Genomic DNA, 22,171 nt, shown 5'->3' on the forward strand with positions numbered 1-22,171 from the left:
GGACGGGAACCGTTCCTCCGGCCGTTCCCATCGAAAGGGGTTGCGCGTGGCGCGACGCGACGAGATCGAGTGCTGGCTCACCGACATGGACGGCGTGCTCGTGCACGAGAACCAGGCGCTCCCCGGGGCGCCCGACCTCATCCAGCAGTGGCGCGACCAAGGGACCCCGTTCCTCGTGCTGACGAACAACTCGATCTACACGCCGCGCGACCTGGCGGCACGGCTGCGCGCCTCCGGACTCGACGTCCCCGAGGAGTCGATCTGGACCTCCGCGCTCGCCACCGCCGACTTCCTCAAGTCGCAGGCACCCGGAGGCAGCGCGTACGTCATCGGGGAGGCAGGGCTCACGACCGCTCTGCATGAGGCCGGCTTCATCATGACCGACACGAACCCCGACTACGTCGTCGTCGGCGAGACGCGGAGCTACTCCTTCGACGCCATCACGAAGGCCATCCGCCTCATCGGGCGCGGCGCGCGGTTCATCTCGACGAACCCCGACGCGACCGGCCCGAGCGCTGAGGGCCCGCTCCCGGCGACCGGCGCCGTGACCGCCATGATCACCAAGGCGACGGGAGGCATGGAGCCGTACGTCATCGGCAAGCCGAACCCGATGATGTTCCGCTCCGCCATGAACCGGATCGGCGCCCACTCGGAGAACACGGCGATGATCGGCGACCGCATGGACACCGACGTCGTCGCGGGCATCGAGGCCGGGCTGCACACCATCCTCGTGCTCACCGGCATCAGCGACCGCAACGAGATCGAGCGCTACCCGTTCCGGCCCGACGAGATCCTCGAGGGCGTGCACCAGCTGGTCACCCGGGAGCCGGTCGAGTCGGAGCTCTGAGCGGCGCCTCCCGGCGTCAGTGGCCGGGGCCTGGACCCGCGACGGACGACGTCATCGGCTTGCCGCTGCTGCGGCTCGCAAAGCAGTAGTAGGCGCGCTGCCCGCTCGTCCACTGCTGCTGCGTCGCGGGGAAAGTCCCCTGAACCTGCAGGTCAGGGTACGCGGCGGCCGCCGAGAGGTCGATGACGCCGGTCGCCGTGCACAGCCCGTTGATCTGGGCGGCAAGAGCGTCAGCACCCGGGTAGGGCGCGTTCGGGTCCGTGTTCACGAGGTTCGTGTAGACCATCTGCGCGGTGTGGGACGAACCGCAGTCGACGACCGTGAACGTCTCGGCCCACGGGGTCGTGTACGGCTGGAGGCACTCCCCGCCGCCCAGCGCATCCCACCGCTGGGTTCCCGCTGAGGCGGGACCGGCGGGCTTCGGCACGACGGACTGCACGGGCACAGGCGTCGCGGTGACCGACGGCGTCGGTCGGGGTGTCGCGGCGGCGGAACGCGTGGACTGGGGCTCGGGCGCCGACGAGAGCAGCGAGGGCAGCCTGGTGCCGAGGGCGAACAGGCCGATCAGCACCAGGACGACGGCGACTCCCCCCGCCACGAGGAGGAGCGTGCGATTGAGCTGAGGGCCGCCGGGGCGCCCCGGGGTCGGTCCGCCTTGACCACCGCCGTCGCCGGGGCCACCGGCGCCCGGGCCACCGGCTCTCGGACCACCGGCTCTCGGGGTGCTTCTCTCGGCGACGGGTGCCGGATAGGCGGTGTCCGTGTTCGCCGGAGCTGCCGGGGCCACGGGGAACGCCGCAGCCGCGGCGGCGGCCGATCCGGCCGGGGGCGCCGACGCCAGCGGGGTGAAGAGGGGAGGTGCGGGAGGGAACTCGCGCACCTCCTCGGCGCCGCGCGGCTCCGGGACCGCGGCGGGCTCCGGGACCGCGGCGGGCAGCTCAGGCTCGGCGGCGGGCTGCACCGCCCCCGCCGGGGGCTCCTCTGCAGCAGCGGGCTCCTCTGGTGCGGGCGGCTCCTCGGGGGCCACGGGCTGCTGCGGGGCGGTCGGGACCTCGTCAGCGGGCAGGAACAGCGGCGAGGTCGCCGAGAGCTGCGGTCCCTCCATGTCGGCACCCGCATATCCCGGTTCCGTGAATTCCGCCTCGCCCGTGGGGAAGGCGTCGTCCTCGTCCCCGACCTCGATGACCGGCGCATCTGAGCCGAAAAGCGCTGCGATGCCGTCCTCCTCGTCGTGCGCCTCCTGGTCGTCAGGGGCACCGAACGGCGACGGAGGCATCGCCTCGGCGGCCGCCGCGTCGGAGGCGTCGGCGATGCTCTGCGCGTCGATCGGGCTGGTGGCGGGAGAGGGTGGTGCGCCCAGGACCGCTTCGGTCGCGGCTGCTCCTCCTGCGAAAGCACCGCCGACCGCACCGGTCGCCGGGAACGCGGGACGCTCCTCCTGAGCTTCCCGGGGTTGCTCCCGTTCGGGTTCGGTTGCAGCGCGGCGTCGGCCGGAGGCGCTGTCGCCGGGCGGCGTTCGGTCCGCGTCGGGGTCGGGGTCACCGGTCTTCGCGTTGAGCAGCGCGGCGATCTCGGCGGTATCCAGCTTGCGGGTCGGCGTCTCCGCTGCCGGTTCGAACAGCGCGGAGGCGTGCGGCGGGGGCAGCACCGGCTCGGCGGGCGGCTGCGGAGCTGCGAACGCGGGCGGGAACGCGGGCGGGACTGCGGTTGACGGCGGGAACGCCGGGCCACCGGGAGTCGTCTCGGTGGGCCAAGCCGGCGCGGGGTGCGCCGGAGCCTCCTGCGCTGACGGCGCCTCGGGCTGTGCCGGTGCCTCGGGCTCGATCGGAGGCTGATGGAGAGCCTCCGGGGGGATCGGGATGATGCTCGTCGTATCGCCGATGACGGACCGGCCGTGGGGTGCCTCCTCGGGCGCCTCCGGCTCGAACAGACCGAGCAGGGCGGCGAAGCCGTGCCCTTCGCCCGCGGGCTCGTCGTCGCCCGGGGACGGGGCGGCGTCGTCCGCGGAGGTGGGCTCCGCTGCCGCGGGTTCGGGCTGCGGCGGCACGAACGCGGCCGACGGGATGGACCAGCCGCTCGGCGGCGTGGGCGGGACGTAGGTGCCCGTCGTGTCCGGCACCTCGGTGGGCGGCGCGGGGCTCGGCGGCACGACCGGGGCCGGCCCGGAGACCACCGGAGCCGAGTACGGCTCGGTCGGCGGGCTGTAGGTGGGCACCGAAGGGGCGCTCGGGCCCGCGGGGGCGCCCTCGCCGGCCGGTGCGGCGGGAGCGGCGGGAGCGGCGGGTGCGGGTGAGACGGGAGCGGCGGGCGAGACGGGAGCGGCCGGCGAGAAGGGAGCGGCCGGCGTCGGCGGCTCGTCGGCCGACGCCACGAGCGGGTCGACGACAGCGGAGTCGGGCTTGAGGTGCCAGGAGAAACTGACCGGCACCTCCTCTTCGAGCGGTTCGAACCGCTCCGGCTCGACCGGAGGCGACGTGAGAAGCCCCTCGAAGTCGCCAGCCGGCTCGGCCGCTCCGGCGGGCTGGGGCGCTCCGGCGGCCTGGGCCGGTTCGGCGGGCTGGGCCGGTTCGGCGGGCTGGGCCGGTTCGGGAGCCGAGAAGGCGACCGTCGGGGGGTACGCCTCCGCGGCGGGGCCCGAGGGTTCCGGAGCTGCGGCGAGGTCGTCGATGCCGTCGAGTTCGTCCTCGTCGGCCCCATCGTGCGGCGCGGATCCGGCCCCGTGATGGGGTGCAGGAACGGCGCTGCGGTGCGCGGCCTCGGGACGCTCGACCTGGCGGCCGCCCGTCAGCTGGTTCAGCAACCAGTCGGAGCCGCCCACGTCGGCCCCGCCGGGCTGTTCGACGTCGTCGTCGCGCCTGTTCGCGCCCCGGTTGTCGGACACTAGGCCAGCCCCAGATCCTTCAGGCCGATCGCGGCGAGGTAGGGGTACCCGGCCGCCTCGATGACCTCCCGGGCGCCGGTGTCGCGGTCGACGACGACCGCCACGGCCGCGATCTCCGCGCCGATCTCGGTCAGCGCCTCCGCGGCCTTCAGCGGCGAGCCGCCGGTGGTGGAGGTGTCCTCCAGCACGATCACCCGCTTGCCCTCGAGATCCGGTCCCTCGACCTGCTTCCCGCGGCCGTGGTCCTTGGGCTCCTTGCGGACGACGAACGCGTCGTAGGCGAGGCCGCGAGCCGCGCCCTGGTGGAGGATGGCGGCGGCGACCGGGTCGGCGCCCATCGTCATGCCGCCGACCGCCACGACGTCGGGGACGTCCGCGATGAGGTCGATCATGACCTGGCCGATCAGCGGGGCGACCCGGTGATCGAGCGAGACCTTGCGCAGGTCGACGTAGTACGTCGCCTTCTTGCCGCTGGTCAGGGTGAAGTCGCCGTGGAACACCGCCTCGGCGGCGATGTAGTCGATCAGCTGCTGTCGTGCGTCGGTCACCCTCCCGATTGTAAGGGGGAACAGGGATTCGGCAGTCCCCGCCGGCGGCCGAGACGGTCGGAGGCTCCCGATACGATCGGGGCATGCGTGTCGCCACCTGGAACGTGAACTCCATCCGCACCCGCGTCGCCCGTGTCGTCGACTGGGCGGTCCGCGAAGACGTCGACGTGCTCGCCATGCAGGAGATCAAGTGCAAGCCGGAGCAGTTCCCGCACGCCGAGTTCGAGGCGGCGGGCTACGAGGTCGTGCTGCACGGCTTCAACCAGTGGAACGGCGTCGCCATCGCCAGCCGCCTCCCGATCCAGGATGTCGAGACCGAGTTCCCCGGCATGCCGGGCTTCCTCAAGGGGCACGAGGGCCCCGACCTGCCGAAGGAGGCCCGCGCGATCGGCGCCACGGTCGAGGGCGTCCGCCTCTGGAGCCTCTACGTGCCCAACGGCCGCTCACTCGACGACCCGCACTACGTCTACAAGCTCGACTGGCTGGGGGCGCTCCGGGCCGACACCGAGCGCTGGCTCGCTGAGAACCCCGGGCTCCCCCTCGCCCTGATGGGCGACTGGAACGTCGCGCCGCTCGACTCCGACGTGGGCGACCCGAGCCTCGTGCCCGGGCTCTCGACGCACATCTCACCGCCCGAGCGCGACGCGTTCTTCGCGTTCGAGGAGGCGGGGCTCACCGATGTGGTCCGCCCGCTCGTGCCCGACGGGTACACCTACTGGGACTACAAGCAGCTGCGGTTCCCGCGCAACGAGGGCCTCCGCATCGACTTCATCCTCGGGTCCCGCGCGTTCGCGGACCGGGTGGAGGCGGCGAGCATCCACCGCAACGAACGCAAGGGCGACGCCCCGAGCGACCACGTGCCGGTGCTCGTCGAGCTCGCCGACGCGGCCGCCGAGGAGGACGACGCCGACCGGCCGATGATCTTCGGCTGACGCTCCTTTCGCACGATCCTCCTGGGAAATCCAGGCCCTGCAGCAATCCGGGGCGCGGCCTACTGTCGGGCAGGAAGCGAAGAAAAGACGAAAGGAGCCGTTATGGCTGAAGTGACCAAGTCCATCGACGTGGACGTCCCCGTTTCGACCGCTTACAACCAGTGGACGCAGTTCGAGTCCTTCCCGCACTTCCTCGACGAGGTGGAGGAGGTGCGCCAGGTCGACGAGACGACCAACCACTGGCGCGTGAAGATCGGCGGCGCCGAGCGCGAGTTCGACACCGTCATCGCCGAGCAGCACCCCGACGAGCGGGTCGCCTGGAAGAGCGTCGCCGGGGACGTGCAGCACGCCGGAGTGGTCACCTTCCACCGGCTCTCGGAAACGTCGACCCGCGTGACCGTCCAGATCGACTGGGCCCCGTCGGACGCACTCGAGAAGGCCGGAGCGATGTTCGGTGTGGACGACCACGCCGTCAAGAAGGACCTCGAGAACTTCAAGAAGTTCATCGAGAGCCAGGGCGCCGAGACCGGCGCCTGGCGCGGTGATGTCCAGCACTGAGCACGACTGTGACGGAAGCGGCGCCGGCGATCTCGCCGGCGCCGCTTCCTGCTGTGGGCGTCACCCGTGCGCGGCCGGTCGCCGCGGCCGACTCCGGAACCGCGGACCGCGGACCGCGAGCCAGGAGCCGCCGGTCAGGAGGCGCGGCCGGTGAATCCCTCCATCGACGAGTAGACGTGGAACAGCCGCCCAGCGACGGCGTCCCACGCCTTCGTCGGGAGGACTCCGCGCAGAACCTTGCCGAGCCCGACCGTCCACGGCAGCATGAGCATCGGCCGCCCGTCGAGCATCGCGCGCCAGACCCGGTCGACCACGTACCCGGGCGTCATCACCGGGGTGAGAAGGGGGCCGCGAGCACCCTCGAACATGCCCGTCGAGATGTAGCTCGGAGCCACCGTCGTGACCTTCACGTGGTCGTGCCCCTGCTGCTCGAGCTCGAGTCGGAGGCTGTCGCTCCAGCCGATCACGGCCCACTTGCTCGCCGCGTAGACGCTCATCCTCGGGTTGGAGACGGTGCCCGCGGCGGAAGCGATGTTGACGATCCGCGCCGGCCGGTCGCTCGCGATCATCCCCGGAAGGAACTCGCGGGTCACGTACATCGGGGCGAGGGCGTTGATCTGCATCGTCGCACGCGTGTCGTCTCCGTTGTCGTGCTCCCAGAACAGCTTGCCGCGGACGATGCCGGCGTTGTTGATGAGCACGTCGATGCCGCCCAGCTCACGGCGGACCGCCTGCGCCGACTGCGCGATCGCGCCGAGCTCGGCGAGGTCGACGACGTAAGGAAGGACCGTCGTGGCGGGCCGGCCCGCTGCGGAACTTGGCGAGCTCGGCGGCGCACCCCACGCGGCAGCGGTTCGCCCCGCGAGGATCTCCCGACGCAGCCGGTGCGTTAGCTCCATGAGGGCCGCCTCGTCGCGATCCCACAGGACGACCGCGCGTGCTCCCTCCGACACCGCCCTCTCGGCATAGAGCAGGCCCATGCCGGAGGCCGCCCCGGTGATGAGCACACGTGCGTTCCGAACCGTTCGCGTCATGCCCCTCATTGTCGCGCACTGTCCGGTGCGCGTCGTGGCGCTGCGCTGCGCTGCGCGGCGTCGCCTCGCGGGGCGCCGGTCCGGCGCTGCATTCGGCACGAATGTGGCTTGCGCGGGGCGCGAGGCCCACATTCGGCACGAGTCAGCGGGGAGGGAGCGGTCGCGCGCCGAAGCACACGGCGAGATTCGGCACGAATGTGGCTCAAGGGAGGCGTCAGCGCCACATTGGGCACGAATGTGTGCGGCGCGAGCCGCGATGCGCCAGGCGCGGAGCTCGTCCCGCCGCGATTCGGCACGAATGCGGCTCAAGGGAGGCGCGAGAGCCGCATTCGGCACGAGTCAGCGGGGAGGGAGCGGTCGCGCGCCGAAGCACACGGCGAGATTCGGCACGAATGTGGCTCAGGGGAGGCGCCAGCGCCACATTCGGCACGAATGTGGCGGCGCGACGCGCGAGGCACGACAGGCGGGAGGAGCTCGTCCCGCCGAGATTCGGCACGAATGTGGCTCAAGGGAGGCGCGAGAGCCGCATTCGGCACGAATGTGGGCGGCGCGAAGCGCGAAGCGCGAAGCGCGACGCGCGACGCGCGAAGCGGGCGACAGCCCGCGCGCGCTCAGGGCTTGCGGAGTTCGAGGAGGTGGCGGCTCGAGTGGGCGACGAAGACGCCGTCGCGGCGGATGAGCGCGTCGAGTTCGCGGAGCTTGTCGCGGTACGCCTCCACGGTGAAGCCGGGCACCCACCAGATCACCTTTCGGAGCAGGTAGACGACCGCGGCGATGTCGAACAGCTCGATGCGCGTCCGGGCGGTCCGCAGGTCGGCGAGTTCGAATCCCGCCCGGCGCGCCGCCCCCACCTCGGCGTCGTGGTGGCGCCCGAGCCGTGCCTCCGGCAGCGGGCCGAGGAAGAACTCGATCAGTTCGAAGGCGCTCGCCGGACCGACGTGCTGAGCGAAGTAGGTGCCGCCCGGGCGCAGGACCCGGAACAGCTCCTCCCACCAGATCGTCGCCGGGTGGCGGCTCGTGACGAGGTCGAACGCCCCCTCGGCGAAGGGCAGCGGCGGCTCGTCGGGGTCGGCGACCACCACGACACCGCGGGGGTGCAGGAGGCGCGTCGCCTTCTCCAGGTTCGGAGGCCAGGACTCGGTCGCGACGGCGGTGGGCGGGAAGCGCGCGGCTCCGGCGAGCACCTCGCCTCCCCCGGTCTGCACGTCGAGGGAGGCGTGGGCTGTGGCGAGCCGCTCGGCGAGCAGCCGGGCGTAGCCCCACGGAGGCCGCTCCTCCGTTGCCCGGCCCTCCAGCCACGAGAAGTCCCAGCCGGAGATGTCCGCTGCCTCACCGGCCTCGATGAGCTCGTCGAAGGGTGGCAGGCCCGGTCCTCGCTCATCCGCACGCACGCCGTCACGCTACCGCCGCTTCGCTGCGCAGCGGGCGCATTTCGCGCAGTTTTCCGCCGGAATGGACAACAAAACGCTCGCAATCCCCGGATAGGCTCGGGATATCCATCCACTGCCGCGTGCGAGCGGCCGACCAGCGACGGGAGGTTCGTCATGTCTCAATTCGTCCAGCAGTTCACCGCAGACGCGATTGTCGGGGAGCCCGAGGTCGTCGAGGACGGCCGCCCGGTCCGCGAGGTCGCGAACGATCCCGCCTGGCTCCGTCTCAAGGAGGCGGCCATCGCCCTCCAGTCGCTGCAGGTCAAGGACGGCTCCGTCGAGAACGACGCCGACCGCCCGGCCGCAGCCGCGCACGTCCGCACCATCGTCGACTCGATCGCCGCACTCGCACCGGCCTTCCCGCACGACGCGTCCTACCTGACCGCACTGCAGCGCGACTTCGCCCGCTGGGCGGAGGAGGGGTTCGGCGTGCCGGACTTCCTCGACTCGCTGAACGAGTTCCAGCCGCAGCGGCACCGGGTCGACGGCCTCGGCCACCTCGTCGTGTTCCCCATGTACACGCAGAACGGCAGTACCAACCGGTTCGTGGAGGCGCTGCTCGTCGAGGTCATCTGGCCCGAGTTCATCTCGGAGCTCGAGGCCGGCGAGTACGGCAACAAGCTGTTCGTGCCCCTGCGCTTCGTGGACTTCACGCCCGGCTACGACACCAACTCGGCCGTGCTGTTCCCCGAGACGGTCGCCATGCGCGAGATCCCCACCTTCACGTGGGGCGCGATCTTCCAGGACAGGGAGGCGGCCCGCTACCGGCGCGTCGTCCGCGCTGCGGCCGGGATCACGAAGCTCGAGCTGCCCGACGACGCGGCGGGCATGCTGGACGACCAGCACCTCACGGAGGAGACCTTCGTGATGTGGGACCTCATCCACGACCGCAGCCACATGCGCGGCGACCTGCCGTTCGACCCGTTCATGATCAAGCAGCGGATGCCGTTCTTCCTTTACTCTCTGGAGGAGCTGCGCTGCGACCTGACGGCGTTCCGCGAGTCGGTGAAGCTGGAGCGCGACCTCGGCGCCGTCCCGGAGTCCGAGCTCTCGGAGGCTCAGCGGGCGATCCGCGACCACGCGAAGCTCGTCCAGTTCGCCGTGATCTTCGACCGGATCTTCCGGTTCGCGATCACGGGCAGCCGCGTGCGCAACTACGACGGACTCGGCGGCCAGCTGCTGTTCGCGTGGATGCACCAGCACGACGTGCTGCACTGGACGGACACGCAGCTGACGATCGACTGGGAGAACGTCCCGGAGGTGGTCATCGCCCTCAGCGACAGGATCAACGACCTGTACTGGCGGTCGATCGACCGGCCGAAGGTGGCGCACTGGCTGGCCGCCTACGAGATGCTGACCGAGACCCTCACGCCGCACCCCGCCTCCGCCTGGGCGCGCGGGCTGCCGGACGAGGTTCTGGCCGGGCCGCCGAAGGGCTACACCGACCAGGTGCTGGACGACGAGTTCCCGCTCTCGATGTTCTACGAGGCCCTCACCAAGAAGATGGCCGCCGTCATCGAGTCGACGGCGGGGATCACCGGCACCACGGACGCTGCGTGACCGACCTGAGCGCCGCGCACCGGGCGGCCCGGACCTCCTCGGAGTCCGGGCCGCTCGGCGGCCGGCTGGTGCTCATCGCGGGGGCGACGAGCGCCTCCGGGGAGGCTGTCGCCCGCGCGCTCGTCCGGGCCGGCGCGACCGTGCTCGCGGTGGGCACCCGGCAGGAGGCGCTCGACCGGCTGGCCGCGGCCGTCCCGGGCGTGGACGTCCGGGCGTGCGACCTCGCCGACCGCGACGCCGTGGCCGAGCTCGCGATGCGCATCCACCTGAAGTTCGGGCCGGTCGACGGGGTCGTCCACCTGGTCGGCGGCTGGCGCGGAGGCGGCGGCATCGACGGGCAGAGCGACGCCGACTGGGACTTCCTGGAGCGCGGCTTCCGCACCCTCCGGAACGTCAGCCGCGTCTTCTTCGACGACCTGGTGGCATCGCCGACGGGTCGGTTCGCGATCGTGTCCTCCACCGCGGTCGACAAGCCGTACGCGGGAGGCGCGAATTACGCGGCAGCGAAGGCGGCCGCCGACGCGTGGACCCGCGCCGTCGCACAAGGCCTCTCGAAGCAGGCGCCGCAGTCGGCTGCCACCGTCTTCGTCGTCAAAACGCTCGAGGGCCTCGAGGACGAGCTCGGCGCCGCAGTCGTGCGCCTGTGGGAGGTCGACGCCGCCGACGTCAACGGACGCCGCCTCCCGCTCGAGGCTGCGAGGATGGACGGGTGACGCTTCAACTGCATGACCTGAACCTCCGCGGATTCGCCTCCGACAACTACGCGGGGGCGCACCCCGAGATCCTCGACGCGATCGCGGCCGCGAACAACGGCCACCAGATCGCGTACGGGGAGGACGTCTACACCGCCCGTCTCCACGAGGTGTTCGCCGAGCACTTCGGGGAGGGCGTGGAGGTGTACCCCGTGTTCAACGGGACCGGCGCCAACGTGGTCGGGCTGCAGTCGATGCTGCCGCGCTGGGGTGCCGTCGTCTGCGCGCGGACCGCGCACATCAACACCGACGAGGCCGGCGCGCCCGAGAAGGTCGCCGGGATCAAGCTCCTCCCGGTCGACACCCCCGACGGCAAGCTCACTCCTGAGCTCATCGACCGGGAGGCGTGGGGCTGGGGCGACGAGCACCGGGCTCAGCCGCTCGCCGTCTCGATCACGCAGACGACCGAGCTCGGCACCGCGTACACGGTGGAGGAGATCCGCGCGATCGCGGACCACGTGCACGAGCGCGGGATGAAGCTCCACATGGACGGCTCCCGCATCTCGAACGCGGCGGCCACGCTCGGTCTGCCGCTCCGCGCCTTCACCACGGACGCCGGCGTCGACGTGCTCAGCTTCGGAGGCACCAAGAACGGGATGCTCTACGGCGAGGCGGTCGTCGTGCTCAACCCGAAGGCCTCCGAGGGGCTGATCTACCTCCGCAAGCTGAACATGCAGCTCGCCTCCAAGATGCGCTTCATCTCGGCCCAGCTCATCGCCCTGCTGACCGACGACCTGTACCTCCGCTCCGCCTCCCACGCGAATGCGATGGCCACCCGCCTCCGCACGTCGCTCGAGCGCGAGATCGGGGCCGGGCGCATCCAGGGGGTCGCCTTCAGTCAGGAGACGCAGGCGAACGGCGTCTTCGCGACGCTCCCGGCCGGTGTCGCCGACCGCCTGCGGCAGCACTTCCGGTTCTACGACTGGGATGCGGCGCGCCAGGAGGTGCGCTGGATGTGCTCGTTCGACACGACCGAGCAGGACATCGACGATTTCGTCGCGGCGCTCATCGCCGAATTGGACGCCTGACTCCCCGTGCCCCTCGTACTGGGGGAACCGGGGTACAAGATATGTCCTCCATTTGACGGACACATCCGCTAGGCTGGCATCACCGCTCGGGGGAACCCGAATAAACCACCGGCGGTGCCCCTAACGCATGCCGGGCAGTGCGGAGAAACCCTAGTCTCCACACCGCCCGGCATCGTGGCGTTAACGGGTCGTAGCAGCCGTACCTCGCCGTCACGAGCGTCAGCGCGCGGTCAGACCGCGGACGCGAGCAGCTCCTCCCTGTCGGACGGCTTGTCCTCGACACGCGCCGCCGGCCGACGAACAGCGGGAGGCGCGACCGTCGGGTTCTTCGCGGGGAACGTCGGGATCGGCGCCGTCTGCGCGGGGCCGGCGGTCGTGGCGAACTCCTTGAGCCAGGGCAGGAGGTCGGGGCCCAGGTCTTCGCGAGCAACGGCCAGCTGCACGATCGCCTTCAGATAGTCGAGCCGATCGCCGGTGTCGTACCTCCGTCCCCGGAAGATCACGCCGTGGACGCCGCCGGTCCAGGCGGGAGCGGTCGCCAGGCCCTGCAGCGCGTCGGTGAGCTGGATCTCGCCTCCCTTGCCGGGCTCGGTCTTCTCGAGGACGTCGAAGATCTCGGGACGCAGCACGTACCGGCCGATGACCGCGTAGCAGGACGGAGCGTTCTTCCGGTTCGGCTTCTCGACGAGGCCGGTGATCCGCACCACGTCCTCCTCGTCGGTCTCGACGACGGCGGCGGCGCCGTAGAGATGGATCGACTCGGGCGGCACCTCCATCAGGGCGACGACGGTCGTGTTGAGCGCGCGCTGAACCTCCAGCATGCGTCCGAGCAGCGGGTCGCGAGCATCGATGATGTCGTCGCCGAGCAGGACAGCGAACGGCTCGTGCCCGATGTGCATGCGGGCTCGCAGGACGGCGTGGCCGAGCCCCCTCGGGTCGCCCTGCCGCACGTAGTGCATGTCGGCGAGGGAGGTCGAATAGCTGACCTGCCGGAGCCGGTCGTCGTCGCCCTTCTTCCGGAGCGCGTCCTCCAGCTCGGTGTTGCGGTCGAAGTGGTTCTCGAGCGCGTTCTTGTTACGACCGGTCACGAGCAGCACGTCGTGCAGGCCGGAGGCGACCGCCTCCTCCACGACGTACTGGATCGCCGGCTTGTCGACGACCGGGAGCATCTCCTTCGGCATGGCCTTCGTCGCGGGCAGGAACCGGGTGCCGAGGCCCGCTGCCGGGATCACGGCTTTCGTCACGGTGCTGGTCACGTTTCTCTTCTCCTTAAGTGCTGAGTGAGTGGGTCGAGGGGGTCCGCGTCAGCGGCTGCCGACGAGAGCGGCCGCGTCGTCGGCGAGCGGGGCCGGTGCGGGGACGGTGCCCATCGCGTGGACGGCCCAGCCCGCGGCGCTCCAGGCTGCCGCGTCGAGGCAGTTTCGCCCATCGATGACGGTCCGCCCCTTCACGAGGCCGGCCAGGGCGACGGGGTCCGCGCCGGTGAACTCGTCCCACTCGGTGAGCACGATCGTCAGGTCGGCGCCGGTCACCGCCTCCGCCATCGAGTCGGCGTAGCCGAGGGTGGGGAACAGCCGCTGCGCGGTGTGGCGGGCCTGCGGGTCGTACACCACGACCTGTGCGCCGCGCAGGTGGAGGGCCGCGGCCACGTTCAGCGCGGGCGAGTCCCGGACGTCATCGGTGTGCGGCTTGAACGCCGCCCCGAGCACGCCGATCCGGCGGTTGAGCACCGAGCCGCCCAGCGCCCTCAGCGCGAGGTCGATGACCCGCTGGCGACGCCCCATGTTGATCTCGTCCACCTGCTGCAGGAGGCCCACGGCCGCGTGCGCGCCCAGCTCGCCCGAGCGGTGCATGAGAGCGCGGATGTCCTTCGGGAGGCATCCCCCGCCGAAGCCCAGCCCCGCGTTGAGGAACTGCCGCCCGATGCGCGAATCGTGACCGAGCGCGTCGGCCAGGAGGCTCACATCCGCGCCGGCCGCGTCGCACACCTCCGCGATCGCGTTGATGAACGAGATCTTCGTGGCGAGGAAGGCGTTGGCGCTCACCTTCACCAGCTCGGCCGTCGGCAGGTCGGCCACGAGCACCGGCGAGCCGTCGGCGATCGGCTTCTCGTAGATCCGGCGCAGGGTCGACTCGGCTCGGGCCGAGGTCCCGCCGAAGACGAGCCGGTCGGGCGACAGCGTGTCCTCGACCGCCTTGCCCTCGCGGAGGAACTCCGGGTTCCAGACGAGCTCGACATCGACCCCGGCCGGGGCGGCGTCGGCCACGATCGCGCGGAGGCGGGCGCCCGTGCCGACGGGGACGGTCGACTTGCCGACGATCAGCCCGTCGTGCGTGAGGTTCTCGGCGATCCCGCGCGCCGCCGCCTCCACGTAGGAGAGGTTCGCGGCGAACGAGCCCGACTGCTGAGGCGTTCCCACGCAGATGAAGTGGACGTCGGAGACGGCGACGGCCTCGGCGAGGTCGGTCGTGAACGTCAGGCGTCCGGCGGAGACGTTGCGGAGGATGAGCTCGGGCAGCCCCGGCTCGAAGAAGGGGGCGCGTCCCTCCTTCAGCGCCTCCACCTTCTGCGGGTCGGTGTCGACGCCGACGACGTCGAAACCGAGCTCGGCCATCGCGGCCGCGTGCGTGGCGCCGAGGTAGCCGGTGCCGATGACGCTGATGCGCGGCGCGGGCTGGATCGGGGACTTCTTGGGAGCGGTCATGGCGGTGGTCCTTTCGTGGGGGCTCAGGGAGCCGGGGTGAGGGTGAAGTCGTCCTCGGGTCTGGTGAGGCCCGAGATGAAGGCGGACAGGCTGTCGGCACGGGAGTCGACGCGCCAGTCGTTGGTGGCGCGGACGCCCTCGACGTAGCTGGTCACGGCGAGGTCGAACCACGAGAAGCCGATGATGTCGCTGTTCTCGGGTTTCGCGAGGCTGTCGAAGAACGACGTGATCCAGGCGGCCTTGTGGCCGCCGGTCTCGGAGGCGCCCACCTCGGCCAGGACGATCGGCTTGGTCGTGATCGACCTCAGCTTGTTCAGGCTCGGCGTGAACGAGTAGTCGAACGTGAAGGTCTGGTCGGTCTTGAACGGCGGTCGCATGTATCCGGAGAGCCCGACCCAGTCCACGTAGTCGTCGCCCGGGTAGAGCGACTCCAGGAAGCCGTCGACCTTGTGCGATGCCGGGAGGTTGTTCACGATGTTCGGCGCCCAGACCCAGATCACCAGGTTGTTCGCGCCCTCCTGCTGGAAGACGTCGTGCACGTGGCGCCACATCTTGACGTAGTCCCCGGGGCTGTTGCCGTTGATGGAGGCGCCCTTGGCGTCGGTCTCCGCCCACGGGTACCACACGCCGTTCATCTCGTGATCGAGGCGGATCGCCAGCGGGAGACCCGTCGCGACGATCGCCTTCGCGTAGCGGTGGAGGTAGTCGTCGAAGTCCCCGCCGATGATCTTGGGGAGTGAGTAGGCGGGAGCGACGTTCGTGTCGTTGCCCGCATCGATCGGCCGCGACTCCCAGGTCATCATGGGCAGGCGACCCTGCTCCCACGACCGGGTCACCGCGTTGGCCCGGAACTCCTCGTCCCAGCCGGAGAAGTAGCCGACGAGGTTCGGCGACACCCCGACCTTCGAGCTGGTGGCATCGAACGTGGCCCAGTTGAACGGCGCCTGCTCGGTGTACATGCCGTAGTAGCGCTTGGCCGGCTGAACCAGCTGGGCGCGGGCCGGCGCGGTGATCGGAGCCGGAGCCGAGTCGCCGGAACCACCGGAGCCGCCTCCCGACGTTGCCTTCCCTCCGGCGGATGCCGATGTGCCGGCCGCGGATCCGTGGCCCCCCGCGGAGGACGAGCCCGCCGACTTGGCCGCGGCGAGCTGCGCCTTCACATCGGCCAGCTGGCTCTGCGCCGCGGTGACCTGCTGCTGGGCGAGGGCCAGCTTCTTGGCGGCGGTCGCCTGCGCCGCGAGCGACTGGGCCTGCATCGCCGTGAGCTTCCCCTTCTGGGAGGCGATGGTCTGGGTCGCACGGTCCAGGTTGCTCTTGAGTTCGGCGTTCTGCTCGGCGAACGGGATGGCGGCGGTCGCGGCCTGTTCGACCGCCTCGCGGACCGGGGCGGCGCCCGGCGACGTCCAGACGAAGGCCGAGATCGCCACGAGGATGCTCGTCAGCACGAGTGCGGCGGCCGCGGTGGCCTGGGAGCGGGAACGCGAGGAAGCCCACCAGGATGCGGCGCGAGCGGTGAGATTGAGCTCAGACAAGGAACAGAGCCTCCAGGATCAGGATCGAGATTCCGATCAGGTACGGAATGGCGGCCAGGGGGTTCAGGCGTCGGCGCGAGGCCGGCGATGCGGTGGTCGAGGCCTCGACGAGCGCGGTGCGCGCCGCCGCCTTGACCTCGGCGCGCGTGGCGAGCGCGGTCGCGGTGGTCACCCCGCCGACGTGGTCGGGGAGCGTCGGAGCGGGGGAGGCCCCCGAGCCGCCGCTGGCGCCAACGCCGTCGCCGGCACCGGCGTGGCGGGCGATCTCCTCCTCCGAGCTGATGCCCCCGGGGCCGCCCGCGTACGCTCCGGCACGGGTCCCCCATCCGCTGGCGTGCGCCATGCGGAAGAACCCGAGCAGGCGGATCGGCATGAGGAAGAACGTCGAGACGATGATGAAGACCGGCAGCCGGAAGAAGTCGCTCGGCTTCTCGGACAGGTGCCGGATCTGCCGGATCGACATGCTGATCACCGAGGAGGTGACCATCAGCGCGGCGACGACGAGCACGCCTCCCTGAAGGCCGTACGACTTCAGGAACCCCTCGTAGAAGTTGTAGCCCTGGCCGGTGAGCGACCGGTACACCCAGCCGCCCAGGACGCCCATCAGGAGGAACGGGAGGAGGATGTCCATCACGAAGAAGAACGCGAGCACCGGGGCGTGGCCGAGCATCCACGGCAGCATCCGGAGCGTGTTGTACTGGCTCCCCCGCGCCCAGCGGAGCTGCTGCTTGAACAGCTTCTTCACTTTCAGCGGAGCGTCCGTGTAGACGAGGCTCGTGTGCTGATAGACGGTACGATAGCCCTCCTTCAGGGTGAGGTTCGTCAGCGTCCGGTCGTCGGAGACCTCGAGGAACACGCCGAGGAACTTTTCGGTCATGAACTTGTCCATGACCCGCATCAGGATCGAGCGCCGGAACGCGATGGTCCGGCCCGGGAGGCAGCCGATCTGGCCGACGACGCTCTGGGCCGGCATCGAGTAGAGGGCGCGCGAGTTCTCGAGCCAGTCCGCCCAGCGGGTGATCCAGCTGCGAGCCGGCTCGAGGATCCGCTGCTTGGTGGTGACGCCTCCCACCCGCTGGTCGGCGAACGGCCGGACCAGTTCGCTCAGCGTGTTCTCGGTCCAGACCGTGTCGGAGTCGACGAGGACGGTGATCTCGCCGGTCGACATCCGCGTGCCGATCATCACAGCGTTCCGCTTGCCCGGGATGGGGGTGTGCACCCAGCGGACGAGCGGGGCGAACTCCTCGCAGACCTCGGCCAGCTCGGGGTTCGGCGCGCCGTTGATGACCACGATGATCTCCCCGGGCCGCTGCTCGACCATCCGGCCGAGGACGTCCCGGAACAGGTCGAGCGGCTCGTCCACCACGGGTACGACGACGCTGGTCGTCCCGTGGAACTCGCCCGTGTACGGCCGGTACCGGCGCGACATGAGGACCTTGACGAGCCAGATCACCCAGATCAGGCCCGAGTAGATGGCGAACAGGTAGAACTCGGGATGGCCGCCGAGCATGTGGCGGAGCTGCAGCAGGAAGATGAACACGGACGGGACCTCTCACGGTGAGTGCTGGTGTTGGCATCCACAGCGCTGGGGATCTGGTCGGTTCGGGTGAGGCCAGTTGTATCGAGCGGAGACGCTGGCCCACAAGAGGGGCACAATCGGGGGGCTCGGCGTGCCGAGGTCACGGGGATCCTGTGCGTGTCCTCAGAGTCACGGACACACTCGGGCCGAAGCGAACGCTGCGCGCGTGACGTTTTGCAGAACCGCAGAATCGCAGGTCAGATGCTATTTGCCCGAATGGAGGCGCGCCGCATGTTGCGAGGACGCGCGCCCGGTCCCCCGCCTGGCTTGTACCCCGAACGAGGCGCCTGGGCCCGGCCTGGGATGATTACGAACTTTTACATGTTCGTAATAGTTCGTTCACAGACGGGGACGCGCGCGGCGCCCCCCGAACCGACCGCTACTGCCCGGATACACCCCGGGGCTATGCTGTGGCGCATGGACGCCAGGACGACCCTCCGCCGTCGGCTCACCGCCGCCGGGATCGGCGCAGCGCTGCTCGTGGGTCTCACCGGATGCGACCTCTTCGCACCCCAGGAGACCCTCCACAACGCGGCGACCATCGTGGGTGTGAGCACCGATGTCGGCAACGTCGCTGTGCGCAACGTCGCGCTCGTCGTCTCAGGGCACAGCACGGGGCCGGCGGCCGTGTCCACCACGCTGATAAACGAGTCGTCCAAGACCACCCAGCTCCGCATCCTGCACAAGGGGGCGTCCCAGACGATCTCGCTCGAGCCGGACGCGATCCTCCTCATCGGCGGGGGAGGCGTGGGGGGCGAGACCGGCTCCGGTTCCGGCTCGTCCGGCGGGTCGACCAGCGCTCCCGGTGCGGCGAGCGACTCCGGCAAGAACATCATCATCCGGGAGCTGAGCTCGACGCCCGGCGGCCTCGAGCCGATGACGTTCGCGAGCGGCTCGGATGCCGTCACCATCCAGGTCCCGGTCCTCGACGAGCGGCTCCCCTGGTTGAGCACCATCGCCCCCTGATCCGGCGGGCCCCTCGTGCGGCGCCGGGAATGCGCCGTCCGATCGATGTGTTTTCATGGATATAGCTCGGCAATGGAGCCGGTCCATCCATCCGCATCGAAGGAGCCTCCTCCATGACCATCACCGACCTGGCGCCGCGCAGCGCCGACACGTCCGCCCCCCTGCTGCCCGCCCTCGCCGGGCGCTGGAGCCCGCGCGCCTTCGACCCGGAGGCGGTCGTCGACGAGACGAAGCTCGCGTCGGCCCTGGAGGCGGCCCGCTGGTCCCCCTCCGCCAACAACTCCCAGCCCTGGCGCTTCATCGTCGCGCGCCGCGGAACCCCGGCGTTCGACTCGATCGTCGCCAACCTCATGGGCTTCAACCAGGCGTGGGCCGGTTCGGCGAGCGTCCTCGTGGTCGCTGCGGCCGAAGTCGTCGATGCCGAGGGGACCGAGCGCCGCTGGGCCGCCTACGACCTCGGCCAGGCGGTGGCGCACCTCACGATCCAGGCGCACCACGACGGGCTCCACACCCATCAGATGGGCGGCTTCGACGCCGACGGTCTCCGTGCGGCCTTCGATCTCGACGAGCGGTTCCTCCCGATCTCGGTGACCGCGATCGGCCTGCTCGGAGACGCGGACGCCCTTCCTGAGCCGTTGCGCGCCCGCGAGCTCGCCCCGCGCACGCGGCGCCCCCTCGAGGACGTCGTCGTGGTCAACGCCTGACGAACCCGCCCAGACGCGAGAACGCCCCCGTCCGGACGGACGGGGGCGTTCTGCTTGTCAGGGGCGGACGAGCGTCTTGATGGCGCGGCGCTCGTCCATCGCGGCGTAGGCCTCGGCGATCTCGGTGAGCGGCACCTCCAGGTCGAAGACCTTGCCGGGCTGGATCTTGCCGGACCAGACGTCGGCGAGGAGCTCCTCCACGTAGTTGCGCACGGGCGCGACGCCGCCGTTCACGCCGACGTTGTTGCCGAAGAGCGGACGGATCGGCAGCTCGGCGCCGCCGTTCGGCACGCCGACGTAGCCCACCATGCCGCCCGGGCGGGCGGAGCGGATCGCCTGGTCCATCGACTCCTTCGTGCCGACCGCCTCGAGGACGCAGTCGGCGCCGATGCCGTCGAACAGCTCCTTGACGGCGGCCACACCCGCGTCGCCGCGCTCGGCGATGATGTCGGTCGCGCCGAACTCGCGCGCGAGCGCCTGACGGGACTCGTGCCGCGACATGGCCACGATGCGGGAGGCGCCGAGCCGGGCCGACGCGAGGACGGCGCAGAGCCCGACCGCTCCGTCACCGACGACGACGACCGTGCTGCCCTCGCGGACACCGGCCGAGACGGCGGCGTGGTGCCCGGTGCCCATGACATCGGACAGGGTGAGCAGGCTCGGGATGAGCTCGGCGCTCGGGTACTCCGGCGTCGCGACCAGCGAGCCGTCGGCGTGCGGGACGCGCACCTTCTGACCCTGGCCGCCGTCGGCGAAGCCGCCGAGCTTGTCGTCGGCGCCCCACCAGCCGCCGTGCAGGCAGGAGGTGCTGACGCCGTTGAGGCAGTTCACGCAGGTCATGTCGCAGTCGTAGAACGGCGCGATGACGAAGTCGCCCGGCTTGATGCGGGAGACCTCCGGGCCGACCTCCTCCACGACGCCGACGAACTCGTGACCGATGCGGTGGGGGGCGTCGGTGGGCGTGACCCCGCGGTAGGGCCACAGGTCGGAACCGCAGACGCAGGCGGCGACGACGCGCACGATGGCGTCTCCGCCGGTGGACAGGACGGGGTCGGGGACCTCTTCGAGGCGCACATCGCGCTCTCCGTGGATGACGGTTGCAAGCATGGGATCAAGCCTACGCGCGGCGGCCGGGAGCAAGCTCAGCGGCCTCCTCCCCCGGCTCCCTCAACCGGTTGCGCACCGCGAACCACCCGACGACCAGGAGGGGGACGACGACGACCACGGCGAGTCCGACGGTGAGCGTGCCGGTCGGCCAGTCCAGCACGATGAGGACCCCGACGACGGCGAGGAAGGACAGGGTGACGTAGCCGGTCCAGGGCGACCCCGGCATCCGGAACGCCGGTCGCTCGATGCCCGCGACGCGGGCCCGTCGATGCAGCTTCAGCTGGCACAGCACGATGACCGCCCACGAGGTGAGCAGCCCCACCGAGGTCAGGTTGATGCCGATCTCGAAGGCCCCCGCGGGGACCACGGCGTTGAGCCCGACGCCCAGGAGGGCGACGCCTCCCGTGATCAGGATCCCGCCGTAAGGCACCCCCGCGGCGTTCATGCGAAGCGCGAAGCGCGGAGCGGCTCCCCGCTGGGCCAGCGCCCGGGCGATCCGGCCGGTCGAGTAGAACCCGGCGTTGAGCGAGGACATCGCGGCCGTCAGCACGACGAGGTTCATCACGACGTCGGCGCCCTCCACTCCGATGGAGGCGAAGAAGGTGACGAAGGGGCTCTCTCCCGCACGGTAGGCGGTGCTCGGGAGGAGCATCGCGAGCAGCAGCACGGACCCGACGTAGAACAGGGCGATCCGCAGGATGACGGTGTTGATCGCTCTCGGGATGGTGCGTTCGACGTCGTCGGTCTCGCCCGCCGCCGTGCCGAGCAGCTCGATCGCGCCGTAGGCGAAGACCACGCCCTGGACCACGAGCACGAGCGGGATCAGACCGTTCGGGAACAGCCCTCCGGACTCCCCGATGAGGTCGAGGCCGGGCACGCGGCCGGCGACCGGGGTGCCGAAGACGACGAAGGCGATCCCGATCGCCAGGAACGCGACGAGGGCCAGGACCTTGACCAGCGCGAACCAGAACTCGAGCTCGCCGAACACCGAGACCGACAGGAGGTTCAGGGCCAGCACCACGGCGAGCGCGCCGAGCGCGAACACCCACTGCGGGATCTCGGCCAGCGCGGGCACGTACCTCCCGAAGAAGTGCATGTACAGAGCGACGGCGGTGACATCGACGATGCCGATCATCGCCCAGTAGATCCAGTAGACCCAGCCGATGACGAAAGCGAGGCGCTCACCGTAGAGCTCGCGTGCGTAGGACACGAACGAGCCGGAGTCGGGGCGGTGGACGATGAGCTCGCCGAGCGCGCGGAGGATGAAGAAGGCGAAGACACCGCAGACGGCGTAGACGACCAGGAGGCCGGGCCCCGCGTCGTGGAGGCGGCCTCCCGCGCCCAGGAAAAGTCCGGTGCCGATGGCGCCCCCGAGCGCGATCATCTGGACGTGGCGGCGCTTGAGCCCGCGGCGGTACGAGTCATTGTCCTCACGCATGCTGACAGTGAAGCATGTGGAGTTTCAGATGCGAACGGATGCGACGGATTGTGTTTCGGTATTCCGGATCGCGCCTGGCCTCGGTCTGGCCCCCGTCTACGGGCCAGAAGCGGAAGGCGCCGGTGCTCTAGGCTCTCACCACACCTCCGGAAGGCCACCCCTTGACCCCTGTCCGCTGCGCCGTCGATGTCGCGCTCCGAGCCGCATCGCCCGCCGACCGCCCGCTGCTCCGCGCGCTGCTCCCGGCCGCGTCGACGCACGACGGCGAGGCCCAGATCGCGATGGTGCTGGCCGACGGCGAGGCGGTGGGCGCTGTGGTCTACGACAGGTCGCCGGGGCGCGTCCACCTGGTCGACCTCGTCGTGATGCCGACGCAGCGCGGCCGGGGGATCGCCTCCTCGGCGCTGCGCCTGCTCATCGGGCCGGGGACCATAGCGACCGCGACGGTTCGCGCCGACGACCGCAGAGCGCTCGCGCTGTGCGAGCGTCACGGGTTCACGGTCGTCGCGGAGCACGTCGGCCGCCTCCTGCTCGCGACCGGCGTCGACGACTGACCGGGGCGGCCGGCGG

19 protein-coding genes are annotated in these 22,171 nt (G+C 70.8%); 9 read left to right on the forward strand and 10 right to left on the reverse strand.

Features of this window, described 5'->3' with window-relative positions:
* Positions 1 to 46: 46 nt before the first annotated feature.
* Entirely contained in the window at positions 47 to 847 is an 801-nt protein-coding gene (locus tag FPT20_RS14845; RefSeq protein WP_158866658.1) for an HAD-IIA family hydrolase, read from the forward strand.
* Positions 848 to 863: 16 nt separating this feature from the next.
* Here FPT20_RS14845 and FPT20_RS14850 read toward each other — a convergent pair whose 3' ends face one another.
* Together FPT20_RS14850 and pyrE are read right to left on the reverse strand one after the other, a co-directional pair.
* Positions 864 to 3,728, reverse strand: coding sequence for a hypothetical protein (locus FPT20_RS14850; protein WP_158866660.1), 2,865 nt, complete (start codon positions 3,726 to 3,728; stop codon positions 864 to 866).
* Complete coding sequence (gene pyrE / locus FPT20_RS14855) at positions 3,728 to 4,276, reverse strand: orotate phosphoribosyltransferase (protein ID WP_158866663.1); 549 nt, start codon at positions 4,274 to 4,276, stop codon at positions 3,728 to 3,730. The genes FPT20_RS14850 and pyrE overlap by 1 nt, the downstream gene beginning before the upstream one ends.
* Before the next feature lie 83 nt (positions 4,277 to 4,359).
* Here pyrE and FPT20_RS14860 point away from each other — a divergent pair, with 83 nt between their 5' ends.
* Positions 4,360 to 5,208 (forward strand): exodeoxyribonuclease III, encoded by an 849-nt coding sequence (locus FPT20_RS14860; protein WP_158866666.1) that lies wholly within the window; start codon positions 4,360 to 4,362, stop codon positions 5,206 to 5,208.
* A gap of 102 nt (positions 5,209 to 5,310) precedes the next feature.
* On the forward strand, positions 5,311 to 5,766 hold the full coding sequence (locus tag FPT20_RS14865) for an SRPBCC family protein (protein ID WP_158866669.1): 456 nt from the start codon (positions 5,311 to 5,313) through the stop codon (positions 5,764 to 5,766).
* 134 nt (positions 5,767 to 5,900) lie between these two features.
* Here FPT20_RS14865 and FPT20_RS14870 read toward each other — a convergent pair whose 3' ends face one another.
* Positions 5,901 to 6,800, reverse strand: a complete 900-nt coding sequence (locus tag FPT20_RS14870) for an SDR family NAD(P)-dependent oxidoreductase (RefSeq protein WP_158866672.1) — start codon at positions 6,798 to 6,800, stop codon at positions 5,901 to 5,903.
* Between the two features lie 611 nt (positions 6,801 to 7,411).
* Complete coding sequence (locus FPT20_RS14875) at positions 7,412 to 8,191, reverse strand: class I SAM-dependent methyltransferase (protein WP_442786496.1); 780 nt, start codon at positions 8,189 to 8,191, stop codon at positions 7,412 to 7,414.
* Between the two features lie 153 nt (positions 8,192 to 8,344).
* Between FPT20_RS14875 and FPT20_RS14880 the strand changes: the two genes are divergently transcribed.
* Genes FPT20_RS14880 through FPT20_RS14890 form a run of 3 tightly spaced genes read left to right on the forward strand, consistent with a single transcriptional unit; the run spans position 8,345 to position 11,570 of the window.
* A complete protein-coding gene (locus FPT20_RS14880; protein WP_158866675.1) occupies positions 8,345 to 9,790 on the forward strand; it encodes a DUF6421 family protein in 1,446 nt (481 codons plus the stop codon).
* A gap of 5 nt (positions 9,791 to 9,795) precedes the next feature.
* The gene (locus tag FPT20_RS14885) at positions 9,796 to 10,503 is read left to right on the forward strand and encodes an SDR family oxidoreductase (RefSeq protein ID WP_442786510.1); all 708 of its coding nucleotides are present in this window, start codon (positions 9,796 to 9,798) and stop codon (positions 10,501 to 10,503) included.
* Entirely contained in the window at positions 10,500 to 11,570 is a 1,071-nt protein-coding gene (locus tag FPT20_RS14890; RefSeq protein WP_158866680.1) for a threonine aldolase family protein, read from the forward strand. The genes FPT20_RS14885 and FPT20_RS14890 overlap by 4 nt, the downstream gene beginning before the upstream one ends.
* 230 nt (positions 11,571 to 11,800) lie before the next feature.
* On the opposite strand, the gene galU is transcribed toward FPT20_RS14890, so the two are convergent.
* Genes galU through FPT20_RS14910 form a run of 4 tightly spaced genes read right to left on the reverse strand, consistent with a single transcriptional unit; the run spans position 11,801 to position 17,347 of the window.
* A complete protein-coding gene (galU, locus tag FPT20_RS14895) occupies positions 11,801 to 12,826 on the reverse strand; it encodes a UTP--glucose-1-phosphate uridylyltransferase GalU (RefSeq protein ID WP_233265554.1) in 1,026 nt (341 codons plus the stop codon).
* 48 nt (positions 12,827 to 12,874) lie between these two features.
* A complete protein-coding gene (locus tag FPT20_RS14900) occupies positions 12,875 to 14,275 on the reverse strand; it encodes a UDP-glucose dehydrogenase family protein (protein WP_158866683.1) in 1,401 nt (466 codons plus the stop codon).
* Between the two features lie 23 nt (positions 14,276 to 14,298).
* Positions 14,299 to 15,807 carry a glycoside hydrolase family 26 protein gene (locus FPT20_RS14905; RefSeq protein ID WP_158866686.1) on the reverse strand — a complete coding sequence of 503 codons (1,509 nt, stop codon included), beginning with the start codon at positions 15,805 to 15,807 and terminating at the stop codon, positions 14,299 to 14,301.
* On the reverse strand, positions 15,800 to 17,347 hold the full coding sequence (locus tag FPT20_RS14910; protein WP_158866689.1) for a glycosyltransferase family 2 protein: 1,548 nt from the start codon (positions 17,345 to 17,347) through the stop codon (positions 15,800 to 15,802). Before FPT20_RS14910 ends, FPT20_RS14905 begins: the two co-directional genes overlap by 8 nt.
* A gap of 456 nt (positions 17,348 to 17,803) precedes the next feature.
* On the opposite strand from FPT20_RS14910, the gene FPT20_RS14915 reads away from it, so the two are divergent.
* Entirely contained in the window at positions 17,804 to 18,352 is a 549-nt protein-coding gene (locus tag FPT20_RS14915; protein ID WP_158866691.1) for a hypothetical protein, read from the forward strand.
* 113 nt (positions 18,353 to 18,465) lie between these two features.
* On the forward strand, positions 18,466 to 19,056 hold the full coding sequence (locus FPT20_RS14920; protein WP_158866694.1) for a nitroreductase family protein: 591 nt from the start codon (positions 18,466 to 18,468) through the stop codon (positions 19,054 to 19,056).
* 57 nt (positions 19,057 to 19,113) lie between these two features.
* Here the strand turns inward: FPT20_RS14920 and FPT20_RS14925 are convergent, their stop codons facing one another.
* Both FPT20_RS14925 and FPT20_RS14930 read right to left on the reverse strand, forming a co-directional pair.
* Positions 19,114 to 20,163: a zinc-dependent alcohol dehydrogenase family protein gene (locus FPT20_RS14925; RefSeq protein ID WP_158866697.1), complete on the reverse strand. Its 1,050-nt coding sequence runs from the start codon at positions 20,161 to 20,163 to the stop codon at positions 19,114 to 19,116.
* Between the two features lie 10 nt (positions 20,164 to 20,173).
* Complete coding sequence (locus FPT20_RS14930; RefSeq protein ID WP_158866700.1) at positions 20,174 to 21,601, reverse strand: amino acid permease; 1,428 nt, start codon at positions 21,599 to 21,601, stop codon at positions 20,174 to 20,176.
* A 161-nt stretch (positions 21,602 to 21,762) separates the two neighbouring features.
* Between FPT20_RS14930 and FPT20_RS14935 the strand changes: the two genes are divergently transcribed.
* Positions 21,763 to 22,155, forward strand: coding sequence for a GNAT family N-acetyltransferase (locus FPT20_RS14935; RefSeq protein ID WP_158866702.1), 393 nt, complete (start codon positions 21,763 to 21,765; stop codon positions 22,153 to 22,155).
* The last annotated feature ends 16 nt before the right edge of the window (positions 22,156 to 22,171 follow it).

Origin of the sequence: Leifsonia sp. AG29, assembly GCF_009765225.1 — a bacterium.
Classification (GTDB): Bacteria; Actinomycetota; Actinomycetes; order Actinomycetales; family Microbacteriaceae; genus Leifsonia.

Coding starts and splice junctions, on each gene's coding strand:
- FPT20_RS14915 (WP_158866691.1), top strand. CDS start 17,804: ATGGACGCCAGGACGACCCTCCGCCGTCGGCTCACCGCCGCCGGGATC.
- FPT20_RS14860 (WP_158866666.1), top strand. CDS start 4,360: ATGCGTGTCGCCACCTGGAACGTGAACTCCATCCGCACCCGCGTCGCC.
- FPT20_RS14870 (WP_158866672.1), bottom strand. CDS start 6,800: ATGACGCGAACGGTTCGGAACGCACGTGTGCTCATCACCGGGGCGGCC.
- FPT20_RS14880 (WP_158866675.1), top strand. CDS start 8,345: ATGTCTCAATTCGTCCAGCAGTTCACCGCAGACGCGATTGTCGGGGAG.
- FPT20_RS14865 (WP_158866669.1), top strand. CDS start 5,311: ATGGCTGAAGTGACCAAGTCCATCGACGTGGACGTCCCCGTTTCGACC.
- FPT20_RS14925 (WP_158866697.1), bottom strand. CDS start 20,163: ATGCTTGCAACCGTCATCCACGGAGAGCGCGATGTGCGCCTCGAAGAG.
- FPT20_RS14900 (WP_158866683.1), bottom strand. CDS start 14,275: ATGACCGCTCCCAAGAAGTCCCCGATCCAGCCCGCGCCGCGCATCAGC.
- FPT20_RS14930 (WP_158866700.1), bottom strand. CDS start 21,601: ATGCGTGAGGACAATGACTCGTACCGCCGCGGGCTCAAGCGCCGCCAC.
- FPT20_RS14920 (WP_158866694.1), top strand. CDS start 18,466: ATGACCATCACCGACCTGGCGCCGCGCAGCGCCGACACGTCCGCCCCC.